At 41.6% G+C, this 23,616-nt stretch carries 22 protein-coding genes; 15 read left to right on the top strand and 7 right to left on the bottom strand.

Translation table 11 applies throughout. The features are described 5' to 3' along the window. The first annotated feature begins 52 nt into the window (after positions 1 to 52). From asnC to glmS, 15 genes are all read left to right on the top strand, one after another. Positions 53 to 514 carry a transcriptional regulator AsnC gene (asnC, locus tag PR833_RS15775; protein ID WP_004923964.1) on the top strand — a complete coding sequence of 154 codons (462 nt, stop codon included), beginning with the start codon at positions 53 to 55 and terminating at the stop codon, positions 512 to 514. 90 nt (positions 515 to 604) lie between these two features. Further along, complete coding sequence (gene mioC / locus PR833_RS15770) at positions 605 to 1,045, top strand: FMN-binding protein MioC (protein ID WP_004923965.1); 441 nt, start codon at positions 605 to 607, stop codon at positions 1,043 to 1,045. 378 nt (positions 1,046 to 1,423) lie between these two features. Then, on the top strand, positions 1,424 to 3,313 hold the full coding sequence (gene mnmG, locus PR833_RS15765; RefSeq protein ID WP_004923968.1) for a tRNA uridine-5-carboxymethylaminomethyl(34) synthesis enzyme MnmG: 1,890 nt from the start codon (positions 1,424 to 1,426) through the stop codon (positions 3,311 to 3,313). 2 nt (positions 3,314 to 3,315) lie between these two features. Continuing rightward, positions 3,316 to 3,939, top strand: coding sequence for a 16S rRNA (guanine(527)-N(7))-methyltransferase RsmG (gene rsmG / locus PR833_RS15760; RefSeq protein WP_036942414.1), 624 nt, complete (start codon positions 3,316 to 3,318; stop codon positions 3,937 to 3,939). A gap of 601 nt (positions 3,940 to 4,540) precedes the next feature. Then, positions 4,541 to 4,918, top strand: coding sequence for a F0F1 ATP synthase subunit I (atpI, locus tag PR833_RS15755; RefSeq protein WP_004923974.1), 378 nt, complete (start codon positions 4,541 to 4,543; stop codon positions 4,916 to 4,918). Between the two features lie 33 nt (positions 4,919 to 4,951). Then, positions 4,952 to 5,770 carry a F0F1 ATP synthase subunit A gene (gene atpB, locus PR833_RS15750; protein ID WP_004923976.1) on the top strand — a complete coding sequence of 273 codons (819 nt, stop codon included), beginning with the start codon at positions 4,952 to 4,954 and terminating at the stop codon, positions 5,768 to 5,770. 46 nt (positions 5,771 to 5,816) lie between these two features. After that, complete coding sequence (gene atpE / locus PR833_RS15745; protein WP_004923979.1) at positions 5,817 to 6,038, top strand: F0F1 ATP synthase subunit C; 222 nt, start codon at positions 5,817 to 5,819, stop codon at positions 6,036 to 6,038. A 57-nt stretch (positions 6,039 to 6,095) separates the two neighbouring features. Next, entirely contained in the window at positions 6,096 to 6,566 is a 471-nt protein-coding gene (gene atpF / locus PR833_RS15740; protein ID WP_004923980.1) for a F0F1 ATP synthase subunit B, read from the top strand. Positions 6,567 to 6,578: 12 nt separating this feature from the next. After that, positions 6,579 to 7,112 (top strand): F0F1 ATP synthase subunit delta, encoded by a 534-nt coding sequence (gene atpH / locus PR833_RS15735; RefSeq protein ID WP_004923982.1) that lies wholly within the window; start codon positions 6,579 to 6,581, stop codon positions 7,110 to 7,112. A 14-nt stretch (positions 7,113 to 7,126) separates the two neighbouring features. Continuing rightward, the gene (atpA, locus tag PR833_RS15730) at positions 7,127 to 8,668 is read left to right on the top strand and encodes a F0F1 ATP synthase subunit alpha (protein ID WP_004923988.1); all 1,542 of its coding nucleotides are present in this window, start codon (positions 7,127 to 7,129) and stop codon (positions 8,666 to 8,668) included. 54 nt (positions 8,669 to 8,722) lie between these two features. Continuing rightward, positions 8,723 to 9,586 (top strand): F0F1 ATP synthase subunit gamma, encoded by an 864-nt coding sequence (atpG, locus tag PR833_RS15725; RefSeq protein WP_004923989.1) that lies wholly within the window; start codon positions 8,723 to 8,725, stop codon positions 9,584 to 9,586. Positions 9,587 to 9,620: 34 nt separating this feature from the next. Continuing rightward, positions 9,621 to 11,003: a F0F1 ATP synthase subunit beta gene (gene atpD / locus PR833_RS15720; RefSeq protein WP_004923990.1), complete on the top strand. Its 1,383-nt coding sequence runs from the start codon at positions 9,621 to 9,623 to the stop codon at positions 11,001 to 11,003. 21 nt (positions 11,004 to 11,024) lie between these two features. Next, positions 11,025 to 11,450: a F0F1 ATP synthase subunit epsilon gene (locus tag PR833_RS15715; protein ID WP_004923991.1), complete on the top strand. Its 426-nt coding sequence runs from the start codon at positions 11,025 to 11,027 to the stop codon at positions 11,448 to 11,450. Between the two features lie 126 nt (positions 11,451 to 11,576). After that, the gene (glmU, locus tag PR833_RS15710) at positions 11,577 to 12,947 is read left to right on the top strand and encodes a bifunctional UDP-N-acetylglucosamine diphosphorylase/glucosamine-1-phosphate N-acetyltransferase GlmU (protein WP_004923994.1); all 1,371 of its coding nucleotides are present in this window, start codon (positions 11,577 to 11,579) and stop codon (positions 12,945 to 12,947) included. A 168-nt stretch (positions 12,948 to 13,115) separates the two neighbouring features. Further along, positions 13,116 to 14,948 carry a glutamine--fructose-6-phosphate transaminase (isomerizing) gene (glmS, locus tag PR833_RS15705; RefSeq protein ID WP_004923999.1) on the top strand — a complete coding sequence of 611 codons (1,833 nt, stop codon included), beginning with the start codon at positions 13,116 to 13,118 and terminating at the stop codon, positions 14,946 to 14,948. 72 nt (positions 14,949 to 15,020) lie between these two features. Here glmS and PR833_RS15700 read toward each other — a convergent pair whose 3' ends face one another. The 7 genes from PR833_RS15700 to PR833_RS15670 are packed head-to-tail and all read right to left on the bottom strand — an operon-like array spanning position 15,021 to position 23,339. Next, positions 15,021 to 15,425: a ParB N-terminal domain-containing protein gene (locus tag PR833_RS15700; protein ID WP_061064555.1), complete on the bottom strand. Its 405-nt coding sequence runs from the start codon at positions 15,423 to 15,425 to the stop codon at positions 15,021 to 15,023. Positions 15,426 to 15,449: 24 nt separating this feature from the next. Next, positions 15,450 to 16,595: an ABC transporter substrate-binding protein gene (locus PR833_RS15695; protein ID WP_072502648.1), complete on the bottom strand. Its 1,146-nt coding sequence runs from the start codon at positions 16,593 to 16,595 to the stop codon at positions 15,450 to 15,452. Beyond that, positions 16,579 to 17,787 (bottom strand): MFS transporter, encoded by a 1,209-nt coding sequence (locus tag PR833_RS15690; protein WP_072502649.1) that lies wholly within the window; start codon positions 17,785 to 17,787, stop codon positions 16,579 to 16,581. The genes PR833_RS15695 and PR833_RS15690 overlap by 17 nt, the downstream gene beginning before the upstream one ends. Next, positions 17,784 to 18,956 carry an NAD/NADP octopine/nopaline dehydrogenase family protein gene (locus PR833_RS15685; RefSeq protein ID WP_072197197.1) on the bottom strand — a complete coding sequence of 391 codons (1,173 nt, stop codon included), beginning with the start codon at positions 18,954 to 18,956 and terminating at the stop codon, positions 17,784 to 17,786. The genes PR833_RS15690 and PR833_RS15685 overlap by 4 nt, the downstream gene beginning before the upstream one ends. 8 nt (positions 18,957 to 18,964) lie before the next feature. Next, the gene (locus PR833_RS15680; RefSeq protein ID WP_076914792.1) at positions 18,965 to 19,981 is read right to left on the bottom strand and encodes a PLP-dependent cysteine synthase family protein; all 1,017 of its coding nucleotides are present in this window, start codon (positions 19,979 to 19,981) and stop codon (positions 18,965 to 18,967) included. Positions 19,982 to 19,989: 8 nt separating this feature from the next. Beyond that, on the bottom strand, positions 19,990 to 21,393 hold the full coding sequence (locus PR833_RS15675; RefSeq protein WP_014657147.1) for a Y4yA family PLP-dependent enzyme: 1,404 nt from the start codon (positions 21,391 to 21,393) through the stop codon (positions 19,990 to 19,992). A gap of 11 nt (positions 21,394 to 21,404) precedes the next feature. Further along, positions 21,405 to 23,339 (bottom strand): TonB-dependent receptor, encoded by a 1,935-nt coding sequence (locus PR833_RS15670; RefSeq protein WP_237683248.1) that lies wholly within the window; start codon positions 23,337 to 23,339, stop codon positions 21,405 to 21,407. Between the last annotated feature and the right edge of the window lie 277 nt (positions 23,340 to 23,616).

The raw sequence follows: 23,616 nt of genomic DNA, 5'->3' as shown, positions 1-23,616 counted from the left end.
ATCTAAAAAAATGGGTATAAAAATGAGAATTCGTTAAATTAAGGAGGTAATAATGCCTGAAAATTATCAAATCGATAATCTCGATCGTGACATACTTCACGAATTAATGCGCAATGCACGTACAGCTTATGCTGAACTTGCTAAAAAATTCTCCGTTAGCCCAGGTACTATTCACGTCCGTGTAGAAAAAATGAAGCAGGCAGGGATCATTACAGGAACACGTATTGATATCAGCCCGAAACAACTCGGTTTTGATGTGTGCTGCTTTATTGGCATTATTTTGAAAAGTGCTAAAGATTATCACACCGCCCTCAAAAAATTAGATGCCCTAGAAGAAGTAGTTGAGGTCTACTATACGACTGGGCAGTACAGTATTTTTATTAAGGTGATGTGCCGATCTATTGATGCCCTCCAAGACGTACTTATCAACAAAATTCAAACTATCGATGAAATTCAATCGACAGAAACGCTGATCTCGCTACAGAACCCGATCATGAGAACAATCACCCCATAGAAAAAATTTATATAACCACATTATCCACAGGTAGATCCCAGCTCATTCACAGCGTACAATAACGCCCTAATATTGCTATCGGGAATCACCATGACAAAAGTAACCCTAATAAGTGGCAGCACAATGGGCAGTGCTGAGTATGTTGCAGAACATATGGCTGAGATCTTAGAAGAACTTGGTTATGAAACAGAAGTGCAGCATGGGCCTGATCTTGACTCACTTCCACGTGAAGGTTTATGGCTGGTGGTGAGTTCCACTCATGGGGCAGGCGATCTTCCTGAAAATATTCAACCTCTAGCTGAACAAATTGAAAGCCAATCCCCTGATCTTAGTCAGGTGCTGTTTGGTAGTGTAGGTATCGGTAGTTCTGAATATGACACTTTCTGTGGCGCGATCCATAAATTAAGTCGCCTATTAGTCGATCATGGGGCGAAAAGGATCGGTGAGCCACTAGAAATCGATGTACAGCAACACGAAATACCGGAAGATCCAGCAGGGGAATGGGTTAAAATTTGGGCAAACGAACTCTAGTTTGTTCAAAATAACAACGAACAGATGTGGATAACTCTGGTAAGATCGCGGTATTAACCCGTAGTTATCCATAGTATAAGTTTTAAAGGGTCGGGTGCCTGTGCATAACCCCCCTTTTAGATCCCAGCTTATACGCAAAAGGATCACGGATCATTCACAGTATATGATCCTTTACACTTTTATGATCTTTAAAGTGAAAAGTCAGTTATCCACAGATATCGATGATCCTAATAAAAGATCTAATAAAGAGATCTTTAAATAAAAAGATCTTTATATAATAAGGCTCGGATCAACTTAGCTTGGTCTATCCTTAAAACTTGAGTAGAATTCTCTCCTCGAATGCAACACTCAGCATTTTTCTAACGTTAAGGTTCACACATGTTTTATCCAGAGCAATTTGACGTCATCGTAATTGGTGGTGGTCATGCCGGTACTGAAGCAGCAATGGCAGCTGCACGTATGGGGCGTCAAACCCTATTACTGACTCACAATATTGATACATTGGGCCAGATGTCTTGCAACCCAGCCATCGGTGGGATCGGTAAGGGGCATCTGGTAAAAGAAATTGATGCCCTTGGTGGCCTAATGGCTATCGCGACAGACAAAGCGGGTATTCAATTTAGAACCCTCAATGCCAGTAAAGGGCCAGCTGTTCGTGCAACTCGAGCACAAGCAGACCGCGTCCTTTATCGCCAAGCGGTAAGAACGGCTTTAGAAAATCAACCAAATCTCATGATCTTCCAACAACCCGTGGAAGACTTAATTGTGGAAAATAACACGGTTACTGGTGCGGTAACCCGTATGGGGCTGAAATTTAAAGCCAAAGCAGTTGTGTTGACAGTCGGTACTTTCCTTGATGGAAAAATCCACATTGGTTTAGAAAATTACAGTGGTGGACGAGCAGGGGATCCCCCATCTGTTTCACTGTCACAGCGCCTAAGAGAATTACCTTTACGTGTTAATCGTTTAAAAACGGGTACACCACCAAGAATTGATGCTAGAACAATAGATTTTAGCCAATTAGCTCAACAGCTTGGTGATGATCCAATGCCTGTATTCTCCTTTTTAGGATCACAGGATCAACATCCACAACAGATGCCTTGCTATATCACTCATACGAATGAAAAAACCCATGATGTGATTAGAAATAACCTTGATCGTAGCCCAATGTATGCTGGGATCATTGAAGGGATCGGTCCTCGTTATTGCCCATCGATCGAAGATAAGGTCATGCGCTTTGCCGATCGTGACGCTCACCAGATCTTTTTAGAGCCTGAAGGGTTAACGAGCAATGAAATATACCCTAATGGGATCTCCACCAGCCTACCATTTGATGTACAGATGCAAATTGTCCACTCAATGAAAGGGATGGAAAATGCAAGGATCGTACGTCCGGGTTACGCTATTGAGTATGATTTCTTTGACCCTAGAGACCTAAAACAAACACTTGAAAGTAAGTTTATTAATGGTTTGTTCTTTGCTGGTCAAATTAACGGAACTACAGGTTATGAAGAAGCTGGTGCGCAAGGGTTGCTAGCTGGCTTAAATGCGGCTCAATATGCTTTTGATTTAGAAGGTTGGTTCCCTCGTCGTGACCAAGCTTACATGGGAGTGCTGGTGGATGACCTTTGCACCCTAGGAACAAAAGAGCCTTACCGTATGTTTACTTCTCGTGCAGAATATCGATTAATGTTACGTGAGGACAATGCTGACTTGCGCTTAACAGAAAAAGGCCGTGAGTTAGGATTAGTCGATGATGTCCGTTGGGCTCACTTTAACAACAAAGTTGAGTTGATTGAGAAAGAGCGTCAACGCCTAAAAGATATTTGGGTTCATCCAAAATCTGAAGGTCATGATGAAATCAATCAGATACTGTCAGTTCCGCTTTCTAAAGAAGCGAACGGGGAAGACTTATTACGTCGCCCTGAAATGGATTACCAAACATTAATTTCACTAAGCCGTTTTGCACCGGGGATCACCGATCCTCAAGCTGCGGATCAAGTTGAAATTCAAGTGAAATATGAAGGTTATATCGCTCGTCAGCAAGAAGAGATTGAGCGCCAACTACGCAATGAAAACACCTTATTGCCTGTTGATCTTGATTATAAGCAAGTCAAAGGGTTATCAAATGAAGTGATGGCTAAGCTAAATGATCATAAGCCAACTTCAATTGGTCAAGCTTCGCGTATTTCGGGAATTACTCCAGCAGCAATTTCCATCTTGCTTGTTTGGTTAAAAAAGCAAGGCATGTTGCGTAGGAGCGCTTAATAATGAGTTTATTAGCACAACTAACGCGCTTATCGGCTCTCGCGAACATTGAATTAACCGATCAACAAAAGCAGCAGCTAGTGGGATATGTCGAACTACTGGCGAAATGGAATAAGGCTTATAACCTGACCTCTGTTCGTGACCCTCAACAAATGTTAATCCGCCATATTATGGATAGCATAGTGGTGAACGGTCAGCTTAAGGGCACATCATTTATTGATGTTGGAACGGGGCCGGGGTTGCCTGGAGTACCGTTAGCGATTGTTCGACCTGATTCGCATTTTGTTTTGCTTGATAGTTTAGGGAAGCGAATTCGCTTCCTCAAACAAGTCCAACATGAGCTAGGGTTAAATAATATTGAGCCGATTCAATCACGTGTTGAAGAGTATCAGCCTGAAGCAGGGTTTGATGGCGTAATTAGCCGCGCATTTGCTTCCTTAAGTGATATGTTGAGCTGGTGCCATCATCTGCCAAATGCTTCTGGGAAGTTCTATGCATTGAAGGGAGCGGTGCGTGAAGAGGAACTGACTGACTTACCTGATAATTTTTCAATTGATACCATCGTTGAATTGAAAGTGCCTGAACTTGATGAACAACGTCATTTAGTGATTTTATCTTTAAAATAAAGTTGCTTTTCATCAATAAATTTTTATCTTTTAGAGCTTTAGCAGTAGCATTTACAATGTTACTGCTATTTTTATTTTTACCTTATTCTCTCAATTCGGGTTTTACGTGATATTTACACGGTAATAACGAATAACTAGCAAAAATGAACATTAGAGATTAAAAAATATCTCTAAATGGATATTTTAGATAAATCCAGTTTGTGTCTTAGTTAATTAATAATGAAATATTTGATTTATTATGGCTTTTTTTTGTTTAAAAAATATCGCTTTTAATTATTTGATTTATGGCTCAAATCTTTTTTTTCTTAGTGAGAACGCGGGAGTCCGCTAATAATCTGAACAGTAAATATTGTGACACTCATCACAGAAAAATGTTTTTAGTTGTCAAGTCATTAACTATTTATTAATTATTATTGCCACATTTCTGCGCTATCTCGAAAAAATTAAATATTTATTCACCTTTTCGCTACTTACTGATTGAATTCATTTCGCCTGCCCGTATAATTTGCTCGTTTTTGTCTCTTGACACATTTAAGCAAAGACAGTTTTATACAACACTTAGCGTTTCTGAGGCTGAGAATAGCTGGGAGTACAAAAAGTTATGTCTGTATCCCTTTACGACAACAAATATGCTGTAAAGCAGTTGTCTTTTCAGTTAATAACTTTTGTGATCCTCAGTGGGGCTTTCTGTGCAAATAGTATAGAATGGGGGGCCTCTGCTCTTGCGGGTGGTTTAGCATGCTGGTTACCAAATATCGTATTTATGCTGCTAGTCCACTTTCAGAAAGCAAAAGAAGAGGATGAACCTGTCCGCATTGCCTGGTTCTTTGCATTAGGAGCAGGGCTAAAGGTTGTTACAACTATTATCGTACTAGTTGTTGCTTTTGGTGTGTTTAAAGCGTCATTAACACCACTGGGTTTGGCCTATTTAGCTGTGCTAATTGTTCAGATTGTTGCACCAGCCGTTTTTAAACGGTAAGTAATTTTAAACTACAAAAGGGTAAGAGGCATCATGTCTGCATCAGGAGAAGTGATGACTACAAATGAGTACATAGGTCACCATCTGAAAAACCTTCAGTTGGATCTACGTACCTTTGAGTTGGTCGATCCCCACGCTAGTCCAACATTTTGGACGTTGAACATTGACTCGCTTTTTTTCTCGATAGTTCTCGGGGCTCTGTTCCTGTGGCTATTTAGAAAAGTTGCAGTTAAAGCGACTAGTGGCGTACCCGGTAAGTTACAGACTGCAATAGAACTGATCATTGGTTTTGTTAATAATACCGTTCGTGATATGTATCACGGCAAGAGCAAAGTTATTGCTCCTTTGGCATTAACTGTGTTCGTCTGGGTATTTTTGATGAACCTTCTGGATTTACTCCCTATCGACTTTATTCCATACATTGGTGAGCACTATTTAGGTTTACCTGCTCTGCGTATTGTTCCAACAGCAGATGTCAGTATCACTATGTCTATGGCGATTGGCGTGTTTATCCTAATCCTCTTCTACAGCATTAAGATGAAAGGAATTGGTGGATTTACTAAAGAGTTAACTCTTCAGCCATTTAATCATCCAGTTTTTATTCCTATCAACTTAATTCTTGAAGGGGTAAGCCTGCTATCAAAACCTATATCACTCGGTCTACGACTGTTTGGTAATATGTATGCGGGTGAATTGATCTTTATTCTTATCGCGGCTCTGCTTCCGTGGTGGTCACAGTGGTTGTTAAGCCTACCTTGGGCTATCTTCCACATACTGATTATTACGTTACAAGCCTTTATTTTTATGGTTCTAACGATTGTCTATCTGTCGATGGCATCTGAAGAGCATTAATTTAACTATCAATTATTGATTAAACTGAAACAAACTGGAGACTATCATGGAACTTGGTATCTTGGCTGCCGCTGTAATGATGGGATTAGCGGCAATCGGTGCTGCTATCGGTATCGGCATCCTAGGTGGTAAATTTTTAGAAGGAGCTGCTCGTCAGCCAGATTTAATCCCTCTGCTGCGTACTCAGTTCTTTATCGTAATGGGTCTAGTCGACGCTATTCCGATGATTGCAGTTGGTCTGGGCCTATATGTGATGTTTGCTAGTTAGCCCTAAACCGCTAACTATTTTGAATATCAAGTGATAATTGAATAAGAGGTATTGTCTGTGAATCTAAATGCAACAATCCTCGGCCAGGCTATCGCGTTTGTCCTGTTTGTTTGGTTCTGTATGAAGTATGTATGGCCACCGATTATGGCGGCCATTGAAAAACGTCAAAAAGAAATTGCTGACGGTTTATCTTCCGCAGAACGTGCTAAAAAGAACCTGGAACTGGCGCAAACCGACGCAACCGACCGACTGAAAAAAGCGAAAGCTGAAGCTCAGGTCATCATCGAACAAGCGAATAAACAACGCAATCAGATGATTGAAGAAGCAAAAGCAGAAGCTGAAGCAGAACGTACAAAAATCGTCGCACAAGCCCAAGCAGAAATTGATGCTGAGCGTAAACGTGCACGTGAAGAGCTACGTAAACAGGTTGCGATGCTTGCTGTCGCAGGTGCCGAGAAGATCATCGAACGTTCCGTGGATGAAGCTGCTAACAGCGACATCGTTGATAAACTAGTCGCTGAACTGTAAGGAGGGAGGGGCATGTCTGAAATCGCTACTGTAGCTCGCCCCTACGCCAAAGCAGCTTTTGACTTTGCTGTGGAAAATCAATCTGTTGAAAAATGGCAAAATATGCTGGCCTTCACCTCTGAGGTGACGCGCAATGAACAGGTTGGTGAGCTACTTTCTGGGTCTATTGCCCCTGATAGGTTAGCAAAAACGTTTATCTCTGTTTGTGGAGATGAAATTGACGAGCATGTTCAAAATCTGATTCGTATTATGGCTGAAAACGGGCGTTTGAGTACGCTACCAGAAGTGTTAGCTCAATTTATCCAATTGCGCGATACCCTGGAATCAACGATTGAAGTTGATGTTATCTCTGCTAACGAATTGAATGAACAGCAGTTAGCCAAAATTTCTGCAGCGATGGAAAAACGTCTGTCACGCAAAGTTAAGCTGAATTGCAAAATTGATAAGTCTGTTATTGCCGGAGTGATTATTCGTGCTGGAGACCTCGTTATTGACGGGAGTGTCCGCGGTCGCTTAGAGCGTTTAACTGACGTCTTGCAGTCTTAAGGGGACTGGAGCATATGCAACTGAATTCCACCGAAATCAGCGAACTGATCAAACAGCGTATTGCTCAGTTCGATGTTGTGAGTGAAGCTCACAATGAAGGTACGATTGTATCCGTTAGTGACGGTATCATTCGTATTCACGGTTTAGCCGAAGTCATGCAGGGTGAAATGATCGCTCTGCCTGGTAACCGTTACGCAATCGCATTGAACTTGGAGCGCGACTCCGTTGGTGCGGTTGTTATGGGTCCTTATGCTGACTTAGCTGAGGGCATGAAAGTTAAATGTACTGGTCGTATTCTTGAAGTTCCAGTGGGTCGTGGCCTGCTAGGACGTGTTGTGAATACACTGGGTGAACCTATTGATGGTAAAGGTCCTGTTGAGCACGATGGCTTCTCACCAGTAGAAGTGATTGCTCCAGGTGTTATCGACCGTCAATCTGTTGATCAACCTGTACAAACTGGTTATAAATCAGTCGATGCGATGATTCCAATCGGTCGTGGTCAGCGTGAGCTTATCATCGGTGACCGTCAAACAGGTAAAACTGCTTTGGCAATCGATGCAATCATCAACCAACGTGATTCTGGCATCAAATGTGTTTACGTTGCTATCGGTCAGAAAGCATCAACGATTTCTAACGTTGTTCGTAAACTGGAAGAACACGGCGCATTAGCTAACACCATCGTTGTCGTTGCAACTGCATCTGAATCAGCTGCACTGCAATACTTAGCACCATACTCTGGTTGTGCGATGGGTGAGTATTTCCGTGACCGTGGTGAAGATGCACTGATCGTTTACGATGACCTGTCTAAGCAGGCTGTCGCGTATCGTCAGATTTCACTATTGCTACGTCGTCCACCTGGACGTGAAGCTTACCCTGGTGACGTTTTCTATCTGCATTCACGTTTGCTGGAGCGTGCTGCTCGCGTTAACGCTGAATACGTTGAAAACTTCACAAAAGGTGAAGTTAAAGGTAAAACAGGTTCATTGACAGCATTGCCTATCATTGAAACTCAGGCTGGTGACGTTTCTGCATTCGTTCCGACTAACGTAATTTCGATTACAGATGGTCAGATCTTCCTAGAATCTAACCTGTTTAACTCTGGTATTCGTCCAGCGGTTAACCCGGGTATTTCTGTATCGCGTGTTGGTGGTGCTGCTCAGACGAAAATCATCAAGAAACTCTCTGGTGGTATCCGTACAGCACTTGCTCAGTATCGTGAACTGGCAGCATTCTCTCAGTTTGCTTCAGACCTTGATGATGCAACGCGTAAGCAGTTGAATCATGGTCAGAAAGTAACTGAACTGCTGAAACAGAAACAATATGCACCGATGTCAGTTGCAGAGCAGGCACTGTCTCTGTTTGCTGCAGAACGTGGATATCTGGAAGATGTTGAGTTAGCGAAAATTGGTGCGTTTGAAGCTGCATTAGTTTCTTATGCATTGCGCGAGCATGCTGACCTTATGAATGAAATCGGCCAGGCGGGTAACTATAACGATGATATCGAAGGCAAGTTGAAAAAACTGCTCGAATCATTTAAAGCAACTCAGTCCTGGTAATACTATTCGGCCCGTAAATTTAAATGGGCCGTCTGGTTAAAAGGAGAAGCAGAAATGGCCGGCGCAAAAGAGATACGTTCCAAGATCGCCAGCGTGCAAAACACGCAGAAGATCACTAAAGCGATGGAAATGGTCGCTGCGTCCAAAATGCGTAAATCGCAGGAACGCATGGCGGCCAGCCGTCCTTATGCAGAGACTATGCGCAGTGTGATTGGTCACCTTGCGTTAGGGAATCTGGAATATAAACATCCATACCTTGAAGAGCGTGAAGTTAAGCGTGTTGGGTATCTGGTTGTTTCTACAGACCGTGGTTTGTGCGGTGGCTTGAACATTAACCTGTTCAAAAAGCTGTTGTCAGACATGAAGACGTGGTCTGAAAAAGGCGTTCAAGTTGACTTGGCTTTGATCGGTTCTAAAGCAGTATCATTCTTTGGCTCTGTTGGTGGCAATGTTGTCACACAGGTGACAGGAATGGGGGATAACCCAACGCTTTCAGACTTGATTGGCCCAGTTAACACTATGCTACAAGCCTATGATGAAGGGCGTTTGGATAAACTGTATGTGGTGACCAATAAGTTCATCAATACAATGTCTCAGGAGCCAACTATTCTTCAACTTCTGCCATTACCTGAAAGTAATGACGAGTCATTGAAGAAAAAATCTTGGGATTATTTATATGAACCCGATCCTAAGGCGTTGCTGGATACCCTGCTGCGTCGTTATATCGAGTCGCAGGTTTATCAGGGCGTCGTTGAAAACCTGGCTAGTGAGCAGGCCGCACGAATGGTAGCAATGAAAGCTGCTACCGATAATGGTGGAAACCTGATCAAAGAGTTGCAGTTGGTTTACAACAAAGCTCGTCAGGCCAGCATTACTCAGGAGCTTACCGAAATTGTTTCGGGTGCTGCCGCGGTTTAACAGCTAGGTTTACGAATTACGTAGAGGATTCAAGATGGCTACTGGAAAGATTATCCAGGTAATCGGCGCCGTTGTGGACGTCGAGTTCCCTCAAGATGCAGTACCAAAAGTGTACGATGCGCTTGAGGTTGTTAACGGTAAAGAAAAACTGGTGCTGGAAGTTCAGCAACAGTTAGGCGGTGGTGTTGTTCGTTGTATCGCAATGGGTACATCAGATGGCCTAAGCCGTGGTTTAGAAGTTAAAAATTTAGAACACCCAATTGAAGTACCAGTAGGTAAAGCAACACTCGGACGTATCATGAACGTTCTGGGTGACCCTATTGATATGAAAGGTGATATCGGCGAAGAAGAGCGTTGGTCTATTCACCGCGCTGCACCAAGCTACGAAGAGCTATCGAGCTCAACTGAACTGCTAGAGACAGGTATCAAAGTCATGGACTTGATCTGTCCATTCGCGAAAGGTGGTAAAGTTGGTCTGTTCGGTGGTGCGGGTGTTGGTAAAACGGTAAACATGATGGAACTTATCCGTAACATCGCGATTGAGCACTCAGGTTACTCAGTATTCGCAGGTGTTGGTGAGCGTACCCGTGAAGGTAACGACTTCTATCATGAAATGACAGATTCAAACGTTCTTGACAAAGTATCACTGGTTTATGGTCAGATGAATGAGCCACCAGGAAACCGTCTACGCGTAGCATTGACTGGTTTGACTATGGCTGAGAAATTCCGTGACGAAGGCCGTGATGTTCTGTTGTTCGTGGATAACATCTATCGTTATACACTGGCAGGTACAGAAGTATCGGCTCTGTTAGGTCGTATGCCATCAGCAGTAGGTTATCAGCCAACATTGGCAGAAGAGATGGGTGTTCTTCAAGAACGTATCACTTCTACTAAGACAGGTTCTATCACCTCTGTACAGGCTGTTTACGTACCTGCGGATGACTTGACTGACCCATCACCAGCAACAACCTTTGCTCACTTGGACGCAACAGTGGTTCTGAGCCGTCAAATCGCTTCTCTGGGTATTTACCCTGCGGTTGACCCTCTGGATTCAACTAGCCGTCAGCTTGACCCACTCATCGTTGGTCAAGAGCACTATGATGTTGCACGTGGCGTTCAGTCTATCCTTCAGCGTTACCAAGAACTGAAAGATATCATTGCAATTCTGGGTATGGATGAATTGTCTGAAGAAGACAAACTGGTTGTTGCTCGTGCTCGTAAGATCCAGCGCTTCCTGTCTCAACCATTCTTCGTTGCAGAAGTCTTTACTGGTTCACCAGGTAAGTTCGTTTCCCTGAAAGACACTATCCGTGGCTTCAAAGGCATTCTGAACGGCGATTACGACCACCTGCCAGAACAAGCGTTCTACATGGTTGGTACCATTGAAGAAGCTGTGGAAAAAGCTAAGAAGCTTTAATCAGGCTGACGGGAGGTTGATATGGTAGCTGCAATGACATACCACCTGACAGTTGTCAGCGCTGAAAAACAGATGTTTGAAGGGCTGGTACAAAAAATTCAGGTGACAGGTAGTGAAGGTGAACTGGGAATTTATCCACAGCACACCCCACTGCTGACTGCCATAAAACCGGGCATGGTACGTATTACTAAGCAATTTGGTGAAGAAGAGCTAATTTACCTCTCTGGCGGTATTTTAGAAGTGCAACCAAATGGCGTTATCGTACTGGCTGATACAGCTATCCGTGGTAAAGATTTAGATGAAGCGCGTGCGCTGGAATCTAAACGCAGAGCGGAAGAACATGTCCGTAAAGCTCACGGTGATGTTGATTATGCTCAGGCATCGGCAGAACTTGCGAAAGCAATAGCGAAACTTCGAGTTATCGAGTTAACTAAAAAGCTGATGTAATGAAGGCAGTATAAAGAAAAGCCAGTCGGTTAATACCTGACTGGCTTTTTTATTTGTGCGAAATATGTAGTAATTTATGTAGGAAATAGGTTTACTTTTATCCCAAAGTTGGAGTTTCAGGAAATTATGACTGTGCAAAGAAAAAGTGTCGTCATTCTTGCTGCTGGAAAGGGCACTCGAATGTATTCAGAACTGCCTAAAGTCCTGCATTTATTAGCAGGTAAACCAATGGTTCAGCATGTTATTGATACAGCTAAATCTGTTGGGGCATCAGACATTCACCTTGTTTATGGACATGGTGGCGATTTACTGAAAGAAAAATTGGGTGAACAAAACCTCAATTGGGTATTACAAGCAGAGCAACTCGGTACAGGGCACGCAATGCAACAAGCTGCCCCACACTTTCAAGATGATGAAGATATCATCATGCTTTATGGTGATGTGCCATTAATTGCGAAAGATACGCTGCAACGCTTAATTGAAGCTAAGCCTGAAGGTGGTATCGGTTTATTAACGGTAATTTTAGATAACCCAACTGGTTATGGCCGTATCATCCGTGAAAACGGTGAAGTTGTCGGTATCATTGAACAAAAAGACGCAACTGAAGAGCAACGTAAGATCCAAGAAATCAATACTGGGATCATGGTTGCAAGTGGTAAAGACTTTAAACGTTGGTTATCCCAACTGGATAATAATAATGCTCAGGGTGAATACTATATCACTGACGTTATTGCATTAGCTCATAAAGAGGGGAACAAGATTGAAACTGTTCACCCTAGCCGTTTGAGTGAAATGGAAGGGGTGAATAACCGCTTACAACTTGCCGCTCTTGAACGTATTTATCAAAGAGAACAAGCAGAAAAGCTCCTGCTTGCAGGGGTAATGCTAATTGACCCTGAACGTTTTGATATTCGCGGTACATTGACACATGGGCGCGATATTATCATTGATACGAATGTGATTATTGAAGGTAATGTGACGTTAGGTAATAACGTACATATTCAATCAGGCTGTATTCTTAAAAATTGTGTTATTGGTGATAACTCGGTTATCAGCCCCTATTCTGTGATAGAAAACTCTGAATTATCTGCGGAATGTACAGTCGGTCCTTTTGCTCGTTTACGTCCTGGTGCTAAATTGGCAGCCAAAGCCCATGTAGGTAACTTTGTTGAAATGAAGAATGCCTCATTAGGTGTTGGTTCTAAGGCTGGCCATCTAACCTATTTGGGCGATGCTCAGATTGGTGAAAACGTCAATATTGGTGCAGGAACGATCACCTGTAATTATGACGGTGCGAATAAGTATAAAACCATCATTGGTGATGATGTGTTTGTTGGTTCCGACACCCAGTTAATTGCTCCTGTTTCCGTTGCAAATGGTGCAACCATTGGTGCTGGTACAACGGTAACTCGTGATGTTAATGAAGGTGAGTTAGTCGTGAGTCGTGTGAAACAAGTCCATATTAAAAACTGGCAGCGTCCAGTGAAGAAAAAATAAAATACATTTTTAGGAGAGGTGAATGTGCCTCTCCAATAGTAGCGTTAATAAGATAAAAATATAATAAACCCCATTTTCTACAAGGCTTGGGGAGCAGCAAAAGCTGTAACAACAATCAGGTAGCGACATCATAAGGGTTGGAGCCCTTTGTTTAGGAATAAATTTAATATGTGTGGAATTGTAGGTGCTGTCGCACAACGTGATATCGCAGAAATTTTGATAGAGGGGCTTCGCCGCCTTGAGTATCGTGGTTACGACTCTGCTGGTATGGCTGTCGTTGATCATGAAGGCCATCTTCAGCGTTTACGTGAAGTTGGTAAAGTACAAATGCTGGCGGAAGAAGCGGAGAAAAACCCTGTATCAGGTGGAACGGGGATCGCACATACCCGTTGGGCAACCCATGGTGTTCCGAGTGAACGTAATGCTCACCCACATACTTCTGGTTTTATTGCCGTTGTTCATAATGGGATCATTGAAAACTATTTAGAACTTAAAGAAGAGTTAAAGCAACTTGGCTATATCTTTAGTTCTGATACTGATACCGAAGTGATCGCACACCTTGTTCATCATGAACAACAAAAAGGTGGTGCTTTAGTTGAAGTGGTTCAGCGCGTTATCCCACAATTACGCGGTGCTTATGGCACGGTGATCATGGATAGTCGTACTCCTGAATTATTGGTAGCAGCCCGTTCGGGAAGCCCATTAGTGATTGGTTTAGGTGTGGGTGAAAACTTCCTCGCATCGGATCAACTTGCATTATTGCCTGTTACACGTCGTTTTATTTATCTTGAAGAAGGCGATATTGCGGAAGTCACTCGTCGCACTGTACGTATCTTTGATAAGCAAGGTCAGGCTGTTGAACGAGAGCAAATTGAATCTAATGTTCAATATGATGCAGGTGATAAAGGTGTTTATCGCCACTATATGCAAAAAGAGATCTATGAGCAGCCAATGGCGATTAAAAACACCCTTGAAGGGCGTTTTAGCAAAGACAATGGCATCGATCTGAGTGAGTTAGGCCCTAAAGCAAGTGAAATATTATCTCAAGTTGAGCATATTCAGATTGTAGCTTGTGGTACATCTTACAATGCGGGGATGGTTGCACGTTACTGGTTTGAATCTTTGGCTGGCATTCCTTGTGATGTTGAGATTGCCTCTGAATACCGCTATCGCAAGCCCGCTCATCGCAAAGGCAGCCTGATGATCACGCTATCACAGTCAGGTGAAACGGCTGATACGCTAGCAGCATTACGTTTATCGAAAGAGCTAGGCTATTTGACGTCTCTTGCGGTATGTAACGTGGCTGGCTCTTCATTGGTACGTGAATCAGACTTTGCACTAATGACTAAAGCAGGTGCAGAGATTGGCGTTGCTTCAACCAAAGCGTTCACCACGCAATTAACCGTACTGTTGATGCTGGTCGCCTATATGGGACGTATTAAAGGCGCAAGTCCTGAATTAGAAGAGAGTATTGCTAATGCTCTGCATGCACTGCCTGCGCGCATTGAAAGCATGTTATCTCAAGATAAAGTGATTGAGGCGCTGGCGGAAGATTTCTCTGATAAAAATCATGCTCTATTCCTGGGTCGTGGCGAGCAGTACCCTATTGCGGTTGAAGGTGCATTAAAGCTCAAAGAGATCTCTTATATTCACGCAGAAGCGTATGCGGCGGGTGAATTGAAACATGGTCCATTGGCTTTGATTGATGCCGATATGCCTGTCATTATCATTGCACCTAACAACGAACTGTTAGAAAAATTGAAATCTAATATCGAAGAAGTACGCGCTCGTGGTGGCTTGCTTTATGTGTTTGCAGATCAAGATGCAGGCTTTGAAGCGAGTGAGAATATGAAAATTATTCCGTTGCCACATGTTGAAGAGTTGATTGCGCCGATTTTCTATACGGTTCCTCTACAACTGCTCTCTTACCATGTTGCGTTGATCAAAGGTACTGACGTTGACCAACCACGTAACTTGGCTAAATCAGTGACGGTTGAATAAATTAGAATTATTTAAAATTTAAATACATTAAATCCGATTATGCTTTTAACTGCATAATCGGATTTTTTATTTTTATCTTAACATGCTGAGATCAATACCAATTATTGGCAATGATGGTGAAAAGTAATGACACGTTGCTTTATAAGGAAGGAGTTTGTTTTGGTGTAAAATAACATCAAAAATTGTTTGTATATTATAAGGTTGATCTGAGTTTTGATGGTTTACTTTGACTCGTTCATCTTGGTAATTTAGTAAAATACAGGGGAGAAAAGTCAGATTTAACCGCTTAGCCACTTGATAGCGGTGGTTGCCATCCATAATAATGCCGGAGTTTATTTCGCAAGGAATAGGGGTTGTCCAAATACCCTCACCAATTATTTTTTTACTTAAATAGTCGACGTGGCGTTGATCCGTTTCTTCTGATGAGCAAAGAAATTGTATTGGCTTCAGTTCAATATGATAGGTATTGATAGTCATACCCCCTCCTTCTTATCAAGATGGTTATTTATCACCTAAACTTACAAAGTAACCAGGTTCATAGCTGATCGGTAAAAATTTATCGTAAAGCGCCTTAAATGTTTCATCTGCATTTAAATCTGGAAATAATTCGGGATGGAACCAACGTGCTAATTGTTGGATTGCAATAAAATCGTATGGACTATTATAAAATTGATGCCAAATTGCATAAAATTGTTGGTTTTTGACGGCATTACTTCCGGTATAAGCAGGCTTTTTTAGGTATTTTTTTAGCTTCGCTTTTGCCGCTTCCATATTTTCATTTGGCCCTAAACCAATCCAATCACCATTAGGCATAAATGATGAAAAGTTTGCACTGGTAACAACGACTTTATCAGGATTTGCGGCAATAACTTGCTCCGGATCCATCATATAAAATGTGTTAGGCGCATTTTTTTCACCGATATTTTCACCTCCGGCGAGTGAAACAAAACGCCCAAAGTTACCATTGCCAAATGTCAGACAGCATTCATCGGTATATCCACCAATGCGCTCAATAAAAATACGTGGCTTTTTAGGATTTTGGTTACTTAATACATCACTCACTCGTTTTAATTGCTTATCTCTAAATTCAATAAACTTTTCTGCTATTTCTTCTTTACCCCATAAAGTGCCGAATAGGCGCATCGTTGGCGTCGTATTTTTTAATGGGTTATAGCGAAAATCAATATAGACAATAGGGATCCCTGCTTTCTCTAATGCTTTATCATACCCTTGTTCTTCTATTGCTGTTTTTGCCTCAATATTCATGATGATAGCATCGGGTTGTAGCGCTAATGCTTTTTCAATATTGAGTGAACGTTTTTCAGTGCCGCCAAATGTGGGAATACGGTTCAGTTGAGGAAAATAAGTACTGTATTGTCGCCATGTTGCAGGATCTGACGTTTGCATATCATTCCCCATCGCAACAATACGTTTTGCTGGATTATCTTTATCTAGCATGGCGACAAGGTAGAGCATACGCCCTTCACCTAAAATGACTTTTTTTATGGGGGTATTTACGGTGACCTTTCTACCAAGTATATCTGTAACAACGGTCGGTTTTGCTGAGATTATTGTGGAAAATAATAACCCAAAAAGAATAAGTAAAAATTTAGCCATTTGCTGGTGTAGCCTATACTTTTTTTTCATATTGTTCCTTATTGATGATATGTTTTGTTAGTAAAATAATCGTGCTAAGGCATATTAGATAACCGACTGAAATATAATAAAAAAGCATATTGATTCCAGGGTAAATAATAAGAATACTGCCGAGAGAGATCCCCCCGATTGATGCAAATTGATTAATACTTTGCGATAAACCAAGTACATAACCTTGATGTTCTGCTGGCGATGCTGAGGAGATCAGTGCTGTTAAGATGGGAGTGGTTGCGCCCAGTAAAATTCCCCAAATAAAATAGAGTAAGGCAAACCAAATAATTGAAGCGTTTGCGAGACTGATGGCAATAGCCGCGCAGCCAAAGATAATCCATCTTAAGCGTGTCAAAGAGGCAACAATGGATTGGTGTTCAAACCATTTAGCCCATAATTGAGCCGATAGGATCACCCCCATCGCTTGTAATCCATAAATAAGCCCTATTACCCAATAGTCTGTTGAGTAGGTTTTTTCGATATATAAGGAGAAACTGGGCAGGGTGATAAGCCGGATCATTAATAATAACCCTGTAAGCAACATCAATTGTTTAACGATAGTTTGAGGGGAACCGTTTTTTTTCGTTGTATGGGCTGTTTTGGCGGGGGATAAAAGGGGGGAATGCTTATCTGATGGTAAAAATAGAAAAACAGCCACGGCACTTAACATACAAAGCCACCCAGCCATCATATTGATCCAAAAGAAATTGAGATAATCTAAAATTAACCCGCCAGCCAGCGCCCCTAATAGAGAGCCTATATTGGTTGATATTTGTAGTAGGGCAAAGAGATGAGTCCGTTTTCTAGGGGCTGTTACCGCCACTCCGTAAGCTTGCGCTGGCGCTATATACCCCGCACATGCTCCTTGAATAAACCTTAATAGTAAAATTAACCAAGGGTCATTACAGAATGACAGTAAAATTTGGGTAATTGATAACCCAAGCAAGGCTCGGATTATCATTGCTTTATTCCCCATCCGGTCACCAACTTTCCCCCAAAAAGTACTGGTTAGCATGATGCCAATCATGGGGGCTACATAGACCATTGTTAGGGCGAAAGGGAGTAGTGAATCTGAGCTGTTATTTTGCAAATGAATAGGCCAAAATGGCCCACTCATTTCCATTGCACCCATTGATATTATTTGAATACCGAATAAGAACCCAATAATCAGATGGTTTTTAAGCAATTTCACCGTTTAGCCACCCTATATTGAGTGAGGTCTATCTTGGTAAATATAGGGTGATGAATTTCAGGTTTTAGCCCTAAATAATCCATACACCAAGTGTAGATCTCTTGCATATAGGGAATAGGGATATTGAGATGCTTCCCTAAATTAACGAGTAAGCACAAACCATAAATAATATCTTCCTGAAAAACGCGATGGTTTTTATTGAAGACCCAGCCACCGCCTTCAGCCTTTATAAGAGGTAATTGAATACCATGGTAGGCCTTGTTTGAACGAAGAATTGACCATAGTGTTTTGGCATCCTCGATTTGTTCGGTATAAGCTTCTCGTAATTCTTCAATTAAAGGTTTTACGGTATTAAGTGAGATTGCCAATTCTTTGGTTAAATATTGGCAAATCGCCAGTCGCTCCTCATCACAGCGCTGTAAATAATAAGCACCAAGTTCAGGGCAATCATTCCACCAGCACAGTGGAGATTCAAAATTGCGTTGATGCCATTGAGCGTAGGGGCCTATCAGCCCATAAATGACTGAGCTGTGCATAATAGGATTTGCGGGAGTGAGGGTTATTTCTAAGTAATTATCAAGAATAGTAATAGGAGCCGAGTATATTTCCGATAACCAACAATGGAGTTGGTTTTTATTTGTTTCATTTTCTCGATGATGAAACGCAATAAAGAGTTCAGATTTCTCACCACCGAAACAAACTTTTGTGCCAAGTTCTAAACCCCATGCAATATGAGGCACATCTTTCATGCCCCATATTACGACATTAGGTTTATCTTTAAAAAATTGTTCAGCAAGCCAATCAAAGCCATTTATACCGGGAATGGCGCCAATAAACACCGTGTGGGATGTCGATAAGTAGGGTGAGATAAAATTTAGCCAATTTGCTTGTTGATGGGAAGGAACAGTAAGAATAATTATATCGGCATGAGGTATGACGATTTGCGGTAAATTAGTTATTAATTCAATCGAATAATCAATAACTTTTCCATCATGATAGTGAACTGATAATTTTTGGTTCTGCTGCTGGTGGCGTTCGACGGTTATAGGATTTTGGGTAAGTAATGATGCCTTAACATGAGCGAAATGGCTAAACAGAGCAACCGCTAAATGACCGGTTTGGCCTCCCCCACAGACAACAACCTTGAGCTGTTTGTTATCTATCATCATGGTTTCCTCTAGTTAGCTTGCTCTAGTGGAATGGTATTCGTTAGCCAACGATTGAGTTGATGCGAAATCTCCTCTGAAATCAGGTTGCGAGCGCTTAACCATTGTTCGTTGAATATTGTATTCAGGTATTTTTCACCGCCATCAACAACAATGACCACGACATTGCCGCTAAGAATATCTGTATTTATATATTCTAAGGCTTTATAGACAATGCCTCCGGTTGACCCTCCTACTAATAAACCGTATTTGTTGGCGAGAAAACGGGTTGTTTCAAAAGCTTGGCAGTCAGAAACTTGAGCATTATGGTCAATACAACTGTAATCGAGCACTAAGCCTACGGTGTCCCCTTTTGGCGTCCCTGTTCCTGATTGATAATAGGGTTTGCCTGGGTTACCAAAAATAATTGAGCCTTCAGGCTCTACAGCGACGGTAATCGTTTGTGGGTTATGAGCCTTTAACCCTTGAGAGATGCCAGTAATAGAGCCACCTGTACCGACACAACCGACATAAGCATCAATTTTACCTATTTGCTCAATAAGCTCACAGACTAAAGCTGCATAACCTCCTGAATTAGCAGCATTATCTGATTGATTCAAAAAGGTTGCATTAGGCAGTTGAGATGCTAACTCGCTGGCAAGGCGTTGCCGTTCAACAACAGCCACTTCATCCTCTTGATAATCACCTGTAACATAGCGAATATCTGCGCCTAGCGCCTTCATAATAGAAATTTTGTCGGGGGCGGCATGGTGGTCAACAACCGCGATAAAATGCAAATCAAACTCGATTGCTGCCAGCGCGAGTCCTATTCCGGTATTACCTGATGAGGATTCGATAATAGTGCTTTTAGGTTTTATTTTTCCTGATTTAAGGCCAGCAATAACCATGTTTCGAGCCATTCTGTCTTTCATACTTCCCCCTGGATTGTTCTTTTCCATTTTTAGAAATAGAGCACTTTTTTTGTGGGTAACAGCGATACGTAAAACAGGTGTATTGCCGATCAAATCAGTGACTTTGCTGCTGATCATAAATATTCCTATTTGTTATCTTTGAAAAAAATAAACTGCCCATCATGATTTTCCAGTGCATACAATCGACAAGGAATAGGGTGCCGATGAAATTGATTTTCAAGTAAGTCCATTTGATATCCGGCTGTATTTATGAAAATGAGCAAATCACCGGCTTGAGGAAGGTGAGTAAATAAAATTAAGCGATGGGTGATCACATCATTTTCTAAACAGCTATGTCCTGCTATCCATACTCGGGTGGGGCGCTGTTTATGTTGTTTTGAGTGTGGTACTAAAACATGTAGTGGATCGAGTAAAAACTCTGAGTTAAACCAAGTTTCACAGGCACTAAAGCTACTGCCTTCAACAAAAATAATAGGATGTTGGAATTGCTGATTAACGCGCACAACTCGAAATAGCGATATTGCACTTTGATCGACTAAACATCTGCCGGGCTCTATCGTTAGTGTGATATGGTTTTTCTTAAGGTATTGAGAGATGGTTTCGTTTTCTGTGTATTGGGATGATAGGAATGTAGTTAACCATTGGGTGGCTGATTGTTCCCCTCCATAAGGGTAAAAATCGGTTGGTATACGGTTATTTTGGTAATATTGGCTCGTTTGATTATCTATCCATGATTGGTATTGCCTCGTTGAAACATATTGAACCGGTAGCCCGCCGCCAATATCAATGGTTTTAATTTCAAACCCCAATGACAGTGCTGATTTTATAAGTGGCTGTAATTCACGGAAAGCTTGTACGCGTGAAGCGCTTTTATAGCCACCTAAATGAAAATGGATACCTTGCCAAAGTAAGCCTGCATGCTGTTTGGCTAATTGAAGTGCCGTTATAAATGCAGCAGATTTCATGCCAAACCTAGAGCGGCTCATTTGTGGTTGATAGCGAAATAGAACCCTCGCGATGAATGATGTTCCTGATAATAGGTTGAGGATATCTTGTAATTCTTCAAGAGAATCAACGACAATCAGTGAGTTATGTAATATCAGTTTCCAAAGAAATTCATTGGTCTTCGCAGGACCAGTAGCACAAATTTTTTCTGGTGAAATCCCATAGTCATAGGCATCTTGCCATTCATGAAGGCTTGATACATCAACGCCAATACCTTCTTCAACGGCTATTTTGACTAGGATATTGGATTGGTTAACTTTCACGCCATACATAATGCGCCCTGTTACACCATGTTCTTGAAAAACAGCATTCAGTTTTAGAATATTTTGTTGCATGGTATGAGGGAAAATCACGTTTAATGGGGAACCATACTGCTTAACCAGTTCTACCAGCCTTTCATTATTTTCAAAACATAGCCGTTTGACCTGCTCATCCATGAGCGGCGGTAATTCTGTTGGCGCTACGGTTTTGATAGATTGATAAGGTACCGATAAAAAATGGGTTAAGTTAGTTTGGTTCACCATGATTTCACCTCTTAGAAATCAACTGAAATAGAACCGAGTACGGTTCGCGGAGAGCCTTGAGCGAATGTGCTGTAGGAGGCTACACCAGACCAATAACGCTCATTTAAAATATTGGTGATATTTAGTCTCAACGTAACAGGCGTATTCGATATCTTAGTCTTATAGGCAGAGCCAATATCGACGGTTGTCCATGAAGGTATTGAATGAGTATTTTCTTTATTAACGTATTGACGAGTATGGTAATTGATATTGCCATTGATACTTAAACCTGAAACAGAAGGGATATCATATTCCGCACCAAAATTTGCGACCCAAGGGGAAACGCCAATCGGTTCATTTCCTTTATTTTGCCCAGATGCAGTTTTGGTGAGCTCTGCTTGAATATAAGTGACGCCGCCGGTTAAACGGAGAGAATCAAATGGCTTACCAGAGACACTTAGCTCAATACCACGATTACGTTGTTCATCGTTGGCAGAATAAATCAGGCTGTTAGGGTCTAATGACCCGCTTGGTTTACTGATTTGGAAAAGGCTCAGTGTTGTTATTGCGACGGGTTGTTCATATTTAACGCCTAACTCATATTGCTTAGAACGAAATGGCTTCATCATTTCGCCGCTATTTTTAGCATTAACCGGAGCAGTACTTCCTTTGCTGAGACCTTCAACATAATTCGCATATAGCGAGATATTATCAGTAGGTTTAAACAATAAACCGACTAATGGGGTAATAGCGGATTCATCATAAGTTGTTGAAAGAGCCCCTAAAGTAAAGCTATCAGATTTTATATTTTGATAGCGAATACCGGGGGTGACCATAAAGCTATCGTTAAAAAAGCCAATTGTATCGACCAATGAAACCCCTGAAAGTGTATTTTCGGAGCGTTTTGTTATTTCTGGGTAATCAGGGATTTGTTTATCAATATAAGTAGGGTGATATAAGTTGGTATTGTATGGCGTGCCTGCATTTGTACCGACATTATAACGATCAAAATAGCGGTTCCACTGTAATGCGAGTTGATGAGAGGTATTTCCTGTCATGAATTCACTTTTGATACCAGTGCCAACAGAGTAACGCTGGGTTTTGCTTTGAAAATTCATGATATATGTGGAGATATCCCCTTGATCATTAAGGACGGTGTAGGTTTGTTCATTAACCCGATCGATACGGGTTCGAGCACCACCAATATCCATAAATAATGAGGTATTGCTTAGCACATCATATTCCATATGTAATAAGGCGGAATCATCATTGGATTTCCACCATGTCCATGGGCTAGCTAAATTGGTTTTCCCACTAGGCGCAGGTGGAACAACCCCATTTTCCCCTAAAAAAAATGGACGATTAGTCGCATTCATATTTTGGTTTTGAGTAATGAGATCCAATGAAGCGCGAAAGCGTTCACTAGAATAATCTAGCGCGATAGCACCGACGCCGAGCCGACGGTCTTGATGGTCAACGGCAGTATTACCATTGGTGTAACTTCCATTCACGCGAATACCAAAATATTGGTTATTCCCTAGGTCATATAAACGGCCAACATCTAATTTACCACCTAACTGGGAGTCACTTAGATATTGGGCGGTTAAGCGAGTGATAGGCTGCGCACTGGCACGTTTGGTTACGACATTGATAACACCACCAACCCCCCCTTCAGGTGACATACCATATAACAGAGATGCTGGTCCTTTTAGAATATCAACACGTTCAGCGTAGTCTGCTAATAATTGAAAGTTAGGGGATACACCATAGATACCATTAAGCGCAAACTCACCGATATTACCTTCCGTTATAGGGAAGCCTCGAATATATAGTGAGTCAAGTAGTCCACCTTTAGAGCTACTAATTTGTATCGAAGTATCGTGAGAAAGAATGTCTGAAATTTGTTGTGCTTGTTGTGATTCTAAATAAGCTGAATTGTAATTAGTGATATTAAAGGGAATATCCATAATATCGTTATCCCCTAATAGCCCCGCTTGTATTGATCTTGAAGAAAAAAGGTTAGGTTGTAGGTTATTATTACCCTTAGCTGATACGATGATACTATCTTTGCTGAGCTTATTATCTGATTTAGCAAAAAGGGTATTAGGATAAAAGAATGAAATTACCACACAAAATAAAGAGTGATAGGTAATTTTATGTTTTGCTATGTCTTTAAATGGTATAGTTAATAAGTTATTTTTCATATTGAATTAGTCGTTTTATTCGCTTTATTTACAAGGAAGG

This window comes from Providencia sp. PROV189, assembly GCF_028480065.1.
In the GTDB taxonomy this organism is placed as follows: domain Bacteria; phylum Pseudomonadota; class Gammaproteobacteria; order Enterobacterales; family Enterobacteriaceae; genus Providencia; species Providencia stuartii.
The sequence above is the reverse complement of the archived record's forward strand: the minus strand, read 5'-3'. Positions and strand labels throughout refer to the sequence as shown.